Raw genomic sequence first — 13,837 nt, forward strand, 5'->3', positions numbered from 1 at the left:
GGGGATGTAATAATTGGAGCAATATAAAAAACAAGTGTGTGAATATATTGAAACTCATGAAAATATGAGTGTGAAATTATTAAAACGTTTAATTCAAGAGAAAAGTACGAGCGGGGATGAAAGCGGCGCGCAGGCAGTTGTGATTGAAAAATTGCGTGAACTTGGTTTAGATTTGGATATTTGGGAACCTTCATTTACGAAAATGAAAGATCATCCATATTTCGTTTCACCGCGTACAAACTTTACTGATAGTCCGAATATAGTGGCAACATTAAAGGGAAGCGGCGGCGGAAAGTCAATGATTTTAAATGGGCATATTGATGTTGTACCTGAAGGAGATTTGAACCAGTGGGAGCACCATCCATATGCAGGAGAAAAAATTGGGAATCGTATATATGGACGCGGCACAACAGATATGAAAGGCGGAAATGTTGCGCTCATGCTGGCGATGGAAGCAATTGTAGAAACGGGGATTCATTTAAAAGGAGATGTATATTTTCAAAGTGTAATAGAAGAAGAAAGCGGCGGCGCAGGTACGCTTGCGGCAATTTTACGAGGTTACGAGGCGGATGGTGTAATTATCCCAGAGCCGACAAACATGAAATTTTTCCCGAAACAACAAGGTTCAATGTGGTTTCGTTTATTCGTAAAAGGGAAAGCTGCTCATGGTGGTACGCGCTATGAAGGTGTGAGTGCCATTGAGAAAAGTATGCTTGTTGTAGAGCATATGAGAAAGCTAGAAGCAAAACGAAATGAAAGGATTACAGATCCGTTATATAAAGGAATTCCAATTCCGATTCCGATTAATATTGGAAAAATTGAAGGTGGCAGTTGGCCGAGTTCTGTTCCTGATTTCCTTACTTTAGAAGGCAGATACGGTGTTGCACCGAATGAAAGTATGGAGGGTGCAAAAATAGAGTTTGAAAATTGGGTAGAACAATTAAATAAAGTAGATCCATGGTTCATAGAGCACCCAGTAGAAGTAGAATGGTTTGGCGCACGCTGGGTTCCAGGTGAATTAGAGGAAAAGCATCCACTTATTACAACTCTGAAGGACAATTTTGTGCATATTGAAGGCACAGAGCCGATTGTTGAGGCATCGCCATGGGGAACAGATGGTGGTTTATTTACACAAATTGCGAATATTCCAACTATCGTGTTTGGTCCAGGTGAAACGAAAGTTGCCCATTATCCAGATGAATATATTGAAATTGACAAAATGATTGCGGCGGCAAAGATTATTGCATGTACATTACTAGACTGGTGCGAGGTGGACGAATGAAATATTATGAAGAATTTGCAGAACAGACACAGTACTATACATTAGAATGCTCATTAGATTATTTTAATAAGCGTATTCGCGTTGATCATTATAAAGGAAATGTTGAGCAAGTAATGCGTAAAGTGGAAGAACTCGCAAACTCTCATTCTTTCACTAAATTAATTATAAAAGGAAAAAGAGAGCACGTTCCGGCGTGGCTCTCTCTTGGCTTTATGCTTGAAGCTAGTATTCCTCAATACTTCCAAGGCCATGATGCATATTTTATGGTGAAATATCGGGATGATGAACGCCGTAATAGTGTGCAGTGGGTGAAGGAAGATGAAATTATAAGTGGTGTAATTGCGAAGCAAGTAATAGAAAAGGAAATACCAGCACAGTTTGTTTTGCGAAAAGCGACGGAACAAGATGCAGAGCAGCTTGCGGACGTATTTGGAAAAGTATTTGAGGTTTATCCAACACCTTTGAACGAAGCAGACTATATCGTGAAAACGATGAAGGAAGATACGATTTATTACGTGTATGAAATGGAAGGGAAGATTATTAGCACAGCTTCAGCAGAAATGAATCTAAAAGAAGGAAATGCGGAGTTGACAAATTGCGCAACATTACCAGAGTATCGAAAGCATGGATTCATGAAAAGCTTACTTATGAAGTTAGAAGAAGAGCTGCGAGATAGATCTATTTTTTGTTCGTATACAATTGCACGGTCGCTTTCTTTTGGTATGAATGCAGCGTTTTATCAGCTTGGATATACGTACACAGGCAGATTGGCGAATAACTGTTATATTTTTGATAAGTTAGAGGATATGAACGTTTGGGTAAAAGATTTATCCCGCACTAACGGACAATAAGCCCCTTACTGAGGGAAGTTTCACTTTATCCCGCATTAACGGGCAGTAGAACCCCCACCTCAAGATTGTGAGGAATCCGAAGAAGCTAGGTGGGGGATAACTGCCCGTAAAAGCCCGATTGGTTCAACTAACCATCGGTGGGGGATGAAAAAAACCCCCACCGATGGAAGTTTCACTTTATCTCGTATTTAATAGACATTACAGAATAGAAATAAAGGTTCATAAAGAATCAATTTATTCAACTTCCATAAGTTAGGGATGAAAAGCCCTTGCTGATGGGAGTTTCATTTTACCGGTAGGTGCTAAAAATTCGGCACGATATTGCTGATTTTTTAGCAAAGGAGGGAAATGCGTTGCTGGCGATTTCAACACAAGAAGTGATTGAAGCGATTTTAAGTAGTATTGATGAAGCTATTCATGCAGTAGATGAAAATGGGGTTACGATTTTTTATAACACAGTAGCAGCAAAACATGACGGATCAAATGTAGAAGATGTACTTGGTAAGTATTTATTGGAAGCGTTTCCTTCGTTAACGCCAGAAACGAGTACATTACTAAAGGTACTGCAAATGAAAAAGCCAATCCTACATCAAGTGCAGCGATATCAAAATCAAAGTGGGAAAGATGTTTATACGGTAAATACAACGCTTCCGATTTTTATAGAAGGGCGCATTGCTGGCGCTGTTGAGATTGCAAAAGATTACTCTACCATTCAAAAGCTGACAGAAAGTATTGCTGATTTGCAGTCAAAAATGAGGCGATCACCAGCGAAAAAAACACAGCAGAGGCATGTAGCATTTGATACGATTATAACGAATGATAAGCGCTTTTTGCAGACGAAACAGCTTGCACACAAGGTTGCTACCACTAATGCGAACGTACTCATTTATGGTGAAACAGGAACGGGAAAAGAGCTGTTTGTTCAAGCGATACATGAAGCTTCGAAAAGAAGAAATAATCCATTTATCGCTCAAAACTGCGCTGCTTTGCCAGAATCATTACTTGAAAGTTTACTGTTTGGAACAACAAAAGGTAGTTATACAGGTGCCATAGAACGCGCAGGGTTATTTGAGCTTGCGGATGGTGGTACGTTATTTTTAGATGAATTAAATTCGATGCCTTTAGATTTACAAGCAAAAATGCTTCGGGTATTGGAAGATGGTGTCATTCGCCGCATCGGTGATAACAAAACAAGAAAGGTTGATGTACGCGTTATTACAGCAATGAATCAGCCGCCGGATGAGTGCCTTCGTGAAAATAAAATTCGTACGGATTTATATTATCGATTAAATGTGTTTTCTTTATTTATTCCACCGCTTCGCGAGAGAAAAGAAGATATTTTATTGTTAGTCCCGCACTTTCTGAAGGCTTATAACATGGAATATACAAAGCATGTGATCGATATAGATGAAGATGCGAAAAAGCAATTGCTTCAGTATCATTGGCCAGGTAATGTGCGTGAATTAAAGCATATGATAGAACATGCGGTCATTGTTACAGAAGGAAAAACACTCACGTTATCTTGTTTACCACGTTCGTTTCGACAAGTGCCGCATCCGCAGAAAAAGCCGATATTACCGCTGCGGGAGGCACTTCATGAAACGGAAAAAGAATTAATTGAACAAGCAATGTTAGAAACGAAAGGAAATGTTCTACAAGCTGCAAAGTTGTTAGGCATTCCAAGACAAACTTTGCAGTATAAATTAAATAAAAATGCGAAAGCTGCCGAATAATTGGCAGCTTTTGTGCATTTGCACCAATAAATAAGCACTTACATATATAGAAAGTAAAAGAAAATTTAGTTTTTTCTGTTAATTATTTTATTTTGTTTTTGTATAAAATGATATTTTTATAGTAAAGAAACGTGTAATAGCAAAGGTTGTACTAGTAGAGACAAATAGAAATTTAGATTTAATAGTTATAATTGGCATGATTATTGCTTTAATAAATAGCGAGCGTTTGAAAAAAAGGGGGAATTGCAATGTTACACGACGTATATAAACCAGAACGTCATTGGAAAGAGATTGAATTATGGAAAGATGTTACAGAGGAGCAATGGAATGATTGGATTTGGCAATTAACAAATACAATTAAAACATTAGATGATTTAAAGAAAGTCATCAATTTAACACCGGAAGAAGAAGAAGGTGTTAAAATTTCAACAAAAACAATCCCATTAAACATTACACCATACTATGCATCTCTTATGAATCCAGATGATCCACGTTGTCCGATTCGTATGCAATCTGTACCGATTTCAGAGGAGTTATATAAAACGAAGTATGATTTAGAAGATCCGCTTCATGAAGATGAAGATTCACCAGTTCCAGGATTAACACATCGTTATCCAGACCGTGTTCTTTTCTTAGTAACAAACCAATGTTCTATGTATTGTCGCTATTGTACACGCCGTCGTTTTAGTGGACAAATTGGAATGGGTGTTCCGAAGAAGCAATTAGACGATGCAATTGCGTATATTCGCGAAACGCCGCAAGTACGCGACGTCTTAATTTCTGGCGGTGATGGTCTTCTTATTAACGATAATATTGTAGAGTACATTTTAAAGAATTTACGTGCAATTCCGCATGTGGAAATTATCCGTATTGGAACGAGAGCTCCTGTTGTGTTTCCACAGCGTATTACAGAAAATCTTTGCAATATTCTTAAGAAATATCATCCAGTTTGGTTAAATACACACTTTAATACTTCTATTGAGATCACGGAAGAATCAAAACTTGCTTGTGAAATGCTTGCAAATGCAGGTGTGCCACTTGGTAACCAAGCTGTTATTTTAGCAGGTATTAATGATAGCGTACCGATTATGAAAAAATTGATGCATGATTTAGTAAAAATTCGCGTGCGTCCTTACTATATTTATCAATGTGACTTATCAGAAGGAATTGGTCATTTCCGCGCACCAGTTTCCAAAGGTCTTGAAATTATTGAAGGGTTACGTGGACATACGTCTGGTTATGCAGTTCCAACATTTGTTGTAGATGCACCGGGCGGCGGTGGTAAAATTGCCGTTCAGCCAAACTACATTATTTCACAAAGTGCTGATAAAGTTGTTCTTCGTAACTTTGAAGGTGTAATTACAACGTATCCAGAGCCAGAGAATTATGTGGCAGGCAGAGCGGAAGGATACTTTAAAGAAATTTATCCAACTTACGAAGAAAAACGTTCTGATGTTGGAATCGCAGGGCTGATGAGCGATAAGAAGTTTAACCTTGTACCAGAAGGTTTGCAGCGTATGAATCGCCGTAAAGATTACGAAACAAGTACAGAACATGCTTCATTAAAAGATAAACGTGACAAGCGTGACCAGTTGAAGGATAAAAAATATCAAGCGCAAATGGCAAAACTAGAGGAGAGCACGAAAACTGAGGGAGATGCAGTATGAGATGTGTGTGGTGTGAAGGTGAGGAAGCAATTGAGAGTGTAAACACTGTATACTGGGAATTACCAGACGGAACAAAAACAGTTGCAATTGAAGAAACACCTTGTATCGCATGTCAAAATTGCGGAATGCATTATCAATCAGAGGATATTGTGAAAGAAATTGAAGATCAGCTCTTTTTGATTTATACAAAAGATTTGCCAAAACAAGTTACTTATACAGAGCTTATGGAGCGTCCACGTTTACTAAAGCGAAATTATTTTGATTTTTAACCGGCATTTTTATGCTGGTTTTTTTCTTGTTGGCCTTGTATAATGTAGCCAAGTTAGAAAGGCAGGGAATATTGTTGAAAAAGTCATTTTATCACTATATGATGAAGCACCGTGCTTCTTTACTGAAAGATGAACTATCAGACTTGGCAGAAACAATGTATGAGGACCATAGTTTTCCAAAACAATCGGAGGATTATGATGAGATTAGTTCATATTTGGAATTAAGCGGTTCACTAGAAAGCATGGCCATTTTTGATCGTGCATGGGAATTATATATGCAAGAACGATAGAGTGAAATGTCTATCCATAGGCCATTTTATCACTAATCATTTTCAATTTGTGTTATGTACACTCCAATAGCGGAGTGTATTTTTTTTATCCCGCATTAATGGGCAGTAAGACCCCCACCTAAAGGAAGTAAAGTGAATTTTAGGAATTTTAAATATTATATTTTGGGTATACTACTTAATTAAGTAATCATCTAACTTCTAACGAACCTTCTCCTTTTAACGAAAAATGCAATTGTATATAATAAAGCCTAAAACTAACACTAAAATTAATAAACCTGTACCTTTCCAACCCATACCACCAGATAAATCAACTAAATTACCATTTTCTTCTCTTTTTAATCCTTCATTAAGAGAACCTGTAGGGTTATTTTTTAATTCGTTTTGTCTTAAGCGTTCTCTTTTTTCTTTTGGTGTTTCTTTTGAACCCATGTAATAATCACCTCTAAAATCAATTCATACTTTACTTATTTATACCACTATTTTACAGATAAATAGGAAAATAGAATTTATGGATTCAAATTCTAATCCAACACCATCGTTTTAAACGATTTTATTATTCGTGAAATGTATGCCTCTTTTTTGAGGGAGCTATTTATTCTTAAAAATCCTACATATGTTACATCATCCTTTTGTCAAAAAATAAAAACTGATCTTTTACGGATAAAGGAAGAGGTCATTTTAATCAAACTTTATTATAAAACAATAATAGGTGGAGGATAACTACCCGTAAAAGCCCGATTGGTGAGGGCTTTTCATCAGTGGGGGATGGAGAACCCCCACTGATGGAAGTTTCACTTTATAAAAAAATATTCAATTATACAAACTCATGTGATAAGCGTTTTCGTAGTGAGGCGCATATACTGTTAGCGTCACATACTTAAAATCACGACTTTAAAAGGAGAGAGAAAAATGACGAGAAAAAAGCAGCCCAAATATAATATAGGAGATATAGTCGTGATTACGTTATATGGTACAGTCGGTAAAGTCACAAATATTAATTTTCTATTTTTATTCGTTTAATAATGTGGAATCATTCCCAATACATAGACTAAGAGGTGAAGTAAATGGGATTAGCCGCAATTTATTTACGTTTATCCAGAAACGAAGAGCAACTAAACATAGATGAAATTTTATCTAACCATAGAAATGCTCTAACGAAGCTTGCAAAACAGCAGAAATTAACTTACGACATTTATCAAGAAATTTCAAGCGGAGTTAATACTGACAGACCTCAATTGAATTTACTATTAAGCAGATTAGATGATTATGACGCTCTCCTTGTAATGGACATAGACAGAATTTCTCGTGATAACGCTCATGCTGAAGAAATTAAGAAAATGTTGATTCTCCATGACATCAAAATTTTGACTCCTCAAGGTGCAATTGACTTGTCACAGGAAAGCAATGAAATGCTGTTCTCCTTTCAAGCGATGATGGCAAACTTTGAATATAAACAAATTCGTAAACGTTTGGGAAGAGGACGATTAGCAGCAGCAGAACAAGGGAAATGGACGATGTCAAATCAAATTCCTTTGGGATACAAGAAGAATGAAGAAAAACGATTAGAGATAGTTGAAGATGAAGCTAAAATCATTCGCTTTATCTTTCAAAAGACATTAGAACGAGTTAGTGCTAACGAAATTGCAAAACAGTTAGATACTTTCGGATGGAGAAGCAGAAATGGTAAAGTTCTCACATCAGCACATGTTAGTCAAATCAGAAGAAACGTCGTTTATTATGGAGTTGTTCAAGCGTGCAGACGAGTTAACGGTAGGGTGGTTGATGAAGTATTTGTTGAAAATGCTCATGAACCGATTATAAGCAAGCAAACATTTTTAGAATTGCAGGAGATATTGGCAGAAAATACGACTGGTAATTTCTTTAACAAAGCGAAATCTATAAGAAAACTTCAAGGCTTAATTTACTGTAATTGCTGTAAAAGGAAAAGATATATTCAATGTGATGGAAATGATGTGGATTATATAAAATCATGTATCTATAAAGTTGATAATAATAAATGTAGGGATCGAGGATTCAAATATAATCCAATTGAGAAATTTGTATTACAAAAGGTTAAAGAAATGAAACCAGCTTTTGAACAAGAGCTGGAAATGTTGAAATCTCTTGATACGACAGAGATAGAAAAGAAACTATTAATTCAAAGAGAGTCTTTAGAGAAACAAATAGATAGATTTAATAAACGTCAACGGAATCTTAAAGAAATGCGGATGGATGGAGAGATTACGAGAACTGAGTTTTATGAAATGCGTGAAGAAAACGAAGAACAAATCAAACAAGTTAGGCAACAAATAGAGCTTATTGATATTAGACTGGAGAATTTATCTAATACGGATGAAGAACAGGAAAGATTGCAAGATGCTATTAAAAAATTAGATAAATTAGAAGAGCTTAAAGCAGAATCATGTAATACTTTTTTGAAGAAATTTATAAAAAAGATATGGTTCAGTAGTAATACAGAAGCAAATTATGATACGACAAGACCGAGAGAAGCAGCTACAATAGAAATTGAGTGGTTATAAATTGATAAGATTTCGGAATGGTTCTTAGAAAACTTTAGAGATTCACTGTTGAATTATATAATGTGGAGAGTGCAGCACTGAGTATTAAGGACGTTTTAAGACTTATCTTAGTCTAAAATAAGTAAAGGGCTCTATTGAAATTGATAGAACCCTTTGGTTAAAACTTCATTTATTATCTCTCACAGTATTAATCATATACAGTTTATTCCAATTTATAAGCGGTCTTAGGTGAAATTCCCGAAAGTTACCAATTAATCCAAACTCTGTTGAAGTAAAAAGGATTCTTCTTTACGAATAACCCTCGAAAATTACTTCTTCTTTTTCTCTTCACCTTTTTCTATATTCCATTCGTCGCCCCAATAAATTGAAATACCATCTCTATCTTGCATGCTTACTTCTTCTGTATCATTCAATTCATCAATGTTTTGGCTTTTTCTTGATGCTGACTCTTTTTTGGAATTATTCCACTTATTAGTAGGCATATTCATTTCTCCTCTTTAATTTAATAATTACTACATACACCGGTATTATTTCTGTTTTATGAAATCTTATACCGTTTTATCATATCTAGTGAGAAGACACCAACCTCAAGCGCGAAGCGGTAGGTGGGGGGAGTTCAATGTCTAGTAGACATTGGGTCTTCGGTATTAAAGAAACCGCTCAAACTCAGTTGAAGTTAATTATGTCATATAATATTTAGTGAAATGAATAAAAGATATTTTATATTGGTTGAAAGGATGAAATAGGAGGAAAAAGCCGTAAAAGTGCAAATGATTAGTCATTTTAAAAAAATAAATAAAATGATTTATTAAAGAAACACCTTTGGTGATGAAGTTGAAAAAGCCTTAATTAAATCAGGTGATCTTAAAAACTAAACAATAGATTAAAAATAAGCTTCCTACAAGAGGCTTATTTTTTATGTTTTTTAGTTCTTGATTTACATTTTCCATTCTCTCGATAGAAAACCGATAGGGACAAAGAACACAGACAAAATGTCTCGCATATCATATCGGCAGAGGTGAGAAGCATCATGAATTTTAAATACAAAGAAATTGGAAAATTTGATGCTCGTAAAGCAGCAAAAGCTCTCCTTGAATTGGCACAAGAAATTAAACTAGAAGATGAACAAGAACGTAAAAGTGAAGATAAAAATGATAATGAGAAAGTAAGTTGAACCCGTACATATTCTGTGTGTACGGGTTTTCTTTTATGTTTTATAATTATATTAAGGAGTGATACGGGTAAAGATGAATGAATATTCTGCTGATTCAGAGGGTATAAAGAAGATGCTGGAGCTCTACTCAAAATTAAAGGATACGGATATCTTCAAGGAGTTTTACGAAGAAAAAATCGAGCCAATAAAAGTAGAAAAATCATAAATATAAAAATGCTAGATGGTGTTTATGTATATGAAGTGAACAATCACGATGGATTTTACGTAGAACATACACTGCAGCTTGTGACAGAACAAGAGGTGAAAGATGGCGAATTAGAATGGATTGAACTGCGCTATAAATTTACATTTGGCGATCTTGTTCAAGTAACAGGCTATGAAAAAGATGTATTCCGTGTTGTTGGATACCGGACGGAAGTATGGCGTTATAAAAATGATGCTTGGGAAGACACGATTTATGAATTATCACGTATTACTGATGGTGAGTGGCTAGAAGCGGATGAATCAGATTTGACGCTTATTGCGAATGCACAAACAGCAAATGCAATTTTAAAGAGGTTAAAGCAAGATAAGGCGGGAATGAATAAGCTTGATCTAGGTAAATTAAAGTCTATTAATAACTCGAAAAAAGTAAGTATAAAAACGAATCGAAAAGAAATTATCGACGGTTTATTAGATATTTTTAATGATTACAGAACATTATATGAAACATTTCAAGATGAAGAATATAAGATTGTGATGGAAGTTGTACGTAACTATTTAATCAAATTATCTGAGAAAAAATAATCTAGAAAGAGAGAAGGAATTGAAAGAGAATATAAGCTGTATATGGTATGCCTACAATCGTTAAAAATATAATAAATATAGAAATAAGCTTGTCCACCCATTCATCATCATGTATGAACTCTTCTTTTGCATGCGTCATTTCTTCTTTATATTTCATTGCGTTTTCCTCCCTTATATAGCTTGTACTACATCCTATGCAAAAGTTTCTCTGCATATAACCTACATATCTAGTATGAAAAGAAAAATGTTTTTCTATTCTTATACATAATTTCTATTTTTTTTCATAAAACAGAATTAAAGGGGTGATGCTCATGAAGGAAATAGAAGTCGTGATTGATACGGAAGAAATTGCGGAATTTTTTTATGAGCAATTAATTGTGAGAGGGTATGTACCAAAGCGCGAAGAAATTGAAGATCTTGCAGATATTGCGTTCGATTATTTGTTAGAAAAATGTATGATTGATGAAATATTTGATGAAGATGATGAATGAAAGTAACGACGGGACAGACTCGTCGTTTTTTATATCGTATATGGCTTGTCCGTGTTTATCCCGCTATTCGTGGGCAGTAAGACCCTCACCTTAAGATTCTGAGAAAAGTGAAGACGATAGGTGGGGGATGAAAAAAATCCCCACTGATGGAAGTTTCACTTTATAAAACAGCTATAACTATATCGTGTTGTATTTGGTATAATAAAAGTGAAAATTTTTTGAAGAGGTGAAGAGATGATCAAAAAAATTATTGATTCTTTACTAGGAAATAAGCATAAGCATCGCTCTTACTCCAGTAGTGATTATCATCATAGACATCGTTCTTATTCTAGTAGCGATTATCACAAGCGTCGCCCATCTCATGAATATGGACATCACCATTATAAAAGAAAACATAAAAGCCATAGTTTTTTCTCTAGTAGCTGATGACTTTTCGTAAAATATTGACATGGTTTGATCGACCGCTGTCCATTGATACTGTCGTTGCACAGCGGTACCAAATTAAGAGTACTCTTGGTATGGGAAGTTATGGTTTTACATATCTTGTTACTGACATGCTGTCTGGTGAGACCAAAGTATTAAAACAGCTTCGAAAAAGTAAACAGAGGTATGCATCAGGAAGGGAATCGTTCACATACGAACAAGCCATTTTACAGCAGTTAGAGCACCATGCAATTCCTCGTTTCTTTCATAGTTTTATATGGAGAAAAGAACCATTTTTTGTGATGGAGGAAATGTGTGGGAAAACATTTGAGGATTTTATTTTTCGAGATGGAGAAATGTATACAGAGAAAGAAACTTTTCTTATTTTATATAAAGTGCTTCATATTGTTTCCTATTTTCATAGTCAAGGTATCGTTCATCGGGATTTACGAATTCCTAACATTTTAATGAGAGATGATGATATATCTATCATTGATTTTGGATTAGCTCGATTTATTGGTGAACATGATGAACGTGCTCAATCTTATAAAGGTGAACAAGCGTATATGCGTGAAATTCATTATCGTAGTGATTTTTATGCCTTAGGTCATTTTGTTTTGTTTTTGTTGTATTCTAGTTATGAATCTTCAAAAGAAGAGCAGCCTTGGTATAAAGAATTAACATTATCAGTAAATAGTTGTGATGTAATCATGCGGATGCTGCAAATGAAAGAGCCGTATTATGAAAGTGTACAAGAGCTAATAGAAGATGTGCGTTGTATAATAGAAAGGATGGGGAATACATGTTCCAAAAGTTTTTAGCAAGTGTTGGTATTGGTAGTGCAAAAGTTGATACTATGTTAACACAAGAGGAGTGGCTCATTGGGGAAGAAATTACAGGGGTTGTACATATTACTGGTGGATCGGTAGAACAAGAAATTGATAGTATTTATTTAACGTTATCGACTACATATATTCGTGAAGTGGATGATAAAAAAATGAGTTCAACATATGATTTAAAGAAAGTTCGTTTAACAACTCCAATTACAATTGGAATAAACGAAAAACGAGAAATCCCATTTTCTTTTCCAATGCCGATTGAAGTACCGTTAACATTTGGTATGAAAACCGTTTGGGTGCATACTGGTCTAGATATTAAACGCAGTATTGACCCGAGTGACCGTGATTATATTCAAGTACTTCCAAATATATTGTTAAAAAGTGTGTTAGATGCAGTCCAAAATCTTGGATTTCGTCTTCGTCAAGCGGAATGTGAAGAACTTCCATATCGTTTGCGTGATCACGTACCATTTGCACAAGAATTTGAATTTGTTCCTGTATCTGGACAATATTACGGAAAGCTCGATGAATTAGAGATGCTTATCATACCGCGCTCGTACGATAGTCTAGAAATTGTGATGGAAGTAGATCGAAAAGCACGAGGCCTTGCTGGATTATTTGCTGAAGCTTTAGAGATGGACGAAAAAGTTTTACGTTTCACAGTGAAGCGTGAAGACATTCCAACAATGCAGCAAAAAATTAACAATTATATTTCTCGATAATGCATGCATAAAAAAGAAGTGGAGGGGGAAAATAAGACATCCCCTCCATTTCTATATAGTGAGGTTATGCAGATGAAGAGATATCGACATTTATATACGTTACTATTTGTTTTGCTCATTTGTTTTATCGAGTTGTCTTTTTCTTATCAAACACCTTTCATTGATCAGTTTGATAATGCAGTGAGTAATTATATACAAAGCTTTCGTAATGAATATCTTACTTCTTACTTTATATGGATGTCTTATATTGGATCAAAAAAGGTATATTTTCCTGTATTGTTTATTCTGCTTATGTATTTCTTGATTCGAAGACGATATATGACAGCGATCTTGTTAATGATAAATTTTTACGGTTCGCGCTATATGAACTATATGTTAAAACTATGGTATGAACGACCAAGGCCTGATATATCACAACTTGTTACTGCGACAGGTTACAGTTTTCCGAGCGGACATTCGATGAATGCTGTTACATTTCTTGGGTTTATTGCATATATTACGATTACCGAACACCGTCTACAATTGCATCAAAAAATATTACTTATTTTCATTTCCTGTTTTCTTATTTTTTCAATTTCTATCAGTCGTATATATCTAGGGGTACATTATCCGTCTGATATTTTAGCAGGTTGGGCTGCTGGGGGAAGTTGGCTTGTTTTGTGTATCATGTTTCATCAAACATTTATCCCATACTCAGCGGATAGTAAATCTTCTGTATCAAGATAGTAAGCAATCGCAGGAGGTAATGATGAAAGCTTCACTTTATGCAA

The 13,837-nt window shown here is 35.3% G+C and carries 18 protein-coding genes; 15 read left to right on the forward strand and 3 right to left on the reverse strand.

The window, feature by feature from the left end; translation table 11 throughout:
• The first annotated feature begins 13 nt into the window (after nt 1–13).
• The 6 genes from NKR74_RS09995 to NKR74_RS10020 all read left to right on the forward strand — a co-directional run bounded on the left by NKR74_RS09995 (nt 14) and on the right by NKR74_RS10020 (nt 6,092).
• Nucleotides 14–1,282: a peptidase gene (locus NKR74_RS09995; protein WP_098307270.1), complete on the forward strand. Its 1,269-nt coding sequence runs from the start codon at nt 14–16 to the stop codon at nt 1,280–1,282.
• Nucleotides 1,279–2,133: a putative beta-lysine N-acetyltransferase gene (gene ablB / locus NKR74_RS10000; RefSeq protein ID WP_253629431.1), complete on the forward strand. Its 855-nt coding sequence runs from the start codon at nt 1,279–1,281 to the stop codon at nt 2,131–2,133. Before NKR74_RS09995 ends, ablB begins: the two co-directional genes overlap by 4 nt.
• 353 nt (nt 2,134–2,486) lie before the next feature.
• Nucleotides 2,487–3,866, forward strand: a complete 1,380-nt coding sequence (locus NKR74_RS10005; protein ID WP_098307274.1) for a sigma-54 interaction domain-containing protein — start codon at nt 2,487–2,489, stop codon at nt 3,864–3,866.
• A 248-nt stretch (nt 3,867–4,114) separates the two neighbouring features.
• Complete coding sequence (gene kamA / locus NKR74_RS10010; protein ID WP_253629432.1) at nt 4,115–5,533, forward strand: lysine 2,3-aminomutase; 1,419 nt, start codon at nt 4,115–4,117, stop codon at nt 5,531–5,533.
• On the forward strand, nt 5,530–5,802 hold the full coding sequence (locus NKR74_RS10015; RefSeq protein WP_253629433.1) for a YokU family protein: 273 nt from the start codon (nt 5,530–5,532) through the stop codon (nt 5,800–5,802). The genes kamA and NKR74_RS10015 overlap by 4 nt, the downstream gene beginning before the upstream one ends.
• A 74-nt stretch (nt 5,803–5,876) precedes the next feature.
• Complete coding sequence (locus NKR74_RS10020; RefSeq protein ID WP_098307280.1) at nt 5,877–6,092, forward strand: YozE family protein; 216 nt, start codon at nt 5,877–5,879, stop codon at nt 6,090–6,092.
• A 216-nt stretch (nt 6,093–6,308) separates the two neighbouring features.
• Here NKR74_RS10020 and NKR74_RS10025 read toward each other — a convergent pair whose 3' ends face one another.
• Nucleotides 6,309–6,521, reverse strand: a complete 213-nt coding sequence (locus NKR74_RS10025; protein WP_253629434.1) for a DUF6366 family protein — start codon at nt 6,519–6,521, stop codon at nt 6,309–6,311.
• Between the two features lie 635 nt (nt 6,522–7,156).
• Here NKR74_RS10025 and NKR74_RS10030 point away from each other — a divergent pair.
• A complete protein-coding gene (locus NKR74_RS10030) occupies nt 7,157–8,632 on the forward strand; it encodes a recombinase family protein (RefSeq protein ID WP_253629435.1) in 1,476 nt (491 codons plus the stop codon).
• A gap of 308 nt (nt 8,633–8,940) precedes the next feature.
• On the opposite strand, the gene NKR74_RS10035 is transcribed toward NKR74_RS10030, so the two are convergent.
• Complete coding sequence (locus NKR74_RS10035) at nt 8,941–9,114, reverse strand: hypothetical protein (protein ID WP_253629436.1); 174 nt, start codon at nt 9,112–9,114, stop codon at nt 8,941–8,943.
• A gap of 548 nt (nt 9,115–9,662) precedes the next feature.
• Here NKR74_RS10035 and NKR74_RS10040 point away from each other — a divergent pair.
• The 3 genes from NKR74_RS10040 to NKR74_RS10045 all read left to right on the forward strand — a co-directional run bounded on the left by NKR74_RS10040 (nt 9,663) and on the right by NKR74_RS10045 (nt 10,592).
• Nucleotides 9,663–9,806, forward strand: coding sequence for a hypothetical protein (locus NKR74_RS10040; RefSeq protein ID WP_176524538.1), 144 nt, complete (start codon nt 9,663–9,665; stop codon nt 9,804–9,806).
• A gap of 73 nt (nt 9,807–9,879) precedes the next feature.
• Nucleotides 9,880–10,011 carry a hypothetical protein gene (locus tag NKR74_RS23920; protein WP_301287680.1) on the forward strand — a complete coding sequence of 44 codons (132 nt, stop codon included), beginning with the start codon at nt 9,880–9,882 and terminating at the stop codon, nt 10,009–10,011.
• Nucleotides 10,012–10,019: 8 nt separating this feature from the next.
• Nucleotides 10,020–10,592, forward strand: a complete 573-nt coding sequence (locus tag NKR74_RS10045) for a hypothetical protein (protein ID WP_098307286.1) — start codon at nt 10,020–10,022, stop codon at nt 10,590–10,592.
• Nucleotide 10,593: 1 nt separating this feature from the next.
• On the opposite strand, the gene NKR74_RS10050 is transcribed toward NKR74_RS10045, so the two are convergent.
• Entirely contained in the window at nt 10,594–10,749 is a 156-nt protein-coding gene (locus NKR74_RS10050; RefSeq protein ID WP_098307288.1) for a DUF3930 family protein, read from the reverse strand.
• A gap of 154 nt (nt 10,750–10,903) precedes the next feature.
• Between NKR74_RS10050 and NKR74_RS10055 the strand changes: the two genes are divergently transcribed.
• The 5 genes from NKR74_RS10055 to NKR74_RS10075 all read left to right on the forward strand — a co-directional run bounded on the left by NKR74_RS10055 (nt 10,904) and on the right by NKR74_RS10075 (nt 13,793).
• The gene (locus NKR74_RS10055) at nt 10,904–11,083 is read left to right on the forward strand and encodes a YozD family protein (RefSeq protein ID WP_098307290.1); all 180 of its coding nucleotides are present in this window, start codon (nt 10,904–10,906) and stop codon (nt 11,081–11,083) included.
• A 234-nt stretch (nt 11,084–11,317) separates the two neighbouring features.
• Nucleotides 11,318–11,509, forward strand: a complete 192-nt coding sequence (locus NKR74_RS10060) for a hypothetical protein (RefSeq protein WP_098307292.1) — start codon at nt 11,318–11,320, stop codon at nt 11,507–11,509.
• Entirely contained in the window at nt 11,509–12,327 is an 819-nt protein-coding gene (locus NKR74_RS10065; protein ID WP_253629437.1) for a serine/threonine protein kinase, read from the forward strand. The genes NKR74_RS10060 and NKR74_RS10065 overlap by 1 nt, the downstream gene beginning before the upstream one ends.
• On the forward strand, nt 12,309–13,067 hold the full coding sequence (locus NKR74_RS10070; protein WP_253629438.1) for a sporulation protein: 759 nt from the start codon (nt 12,309–12,311) through the stop codon (nt 13,065–13,067). Before NKR74_RS10065 ends, NKR74_RS10070 begins: the two co-directional genes overlap by 19 nt.
• 72 nt (nt 13,068–13,139) lie before the next feature.
• The gene (locus NKR74_RS10075) at nt 13,140–13,793 is read left to right on the forward strand and encodes a phosphatase PAP2 family protein (protein WP_098307298.1); all 654 of its coding nucleotides are present in this window, start codon (nt 13,140–13,142) and stop codon (nt 13,791–13,793) included.
• The last annotated feature ends 44 nt before the right edge of the window (nt 13,794–13,837 follow it).

Source organism: Bacillus sp. 3103sda1, assembly GCF_024159135.1.
GTDB classification, from domain to species: Bacteria; Bacillota; Bacilli; order Bacillales; family Bacillaceae_G; genus Bacillus_A; species Bacillus_A rhizoplanae.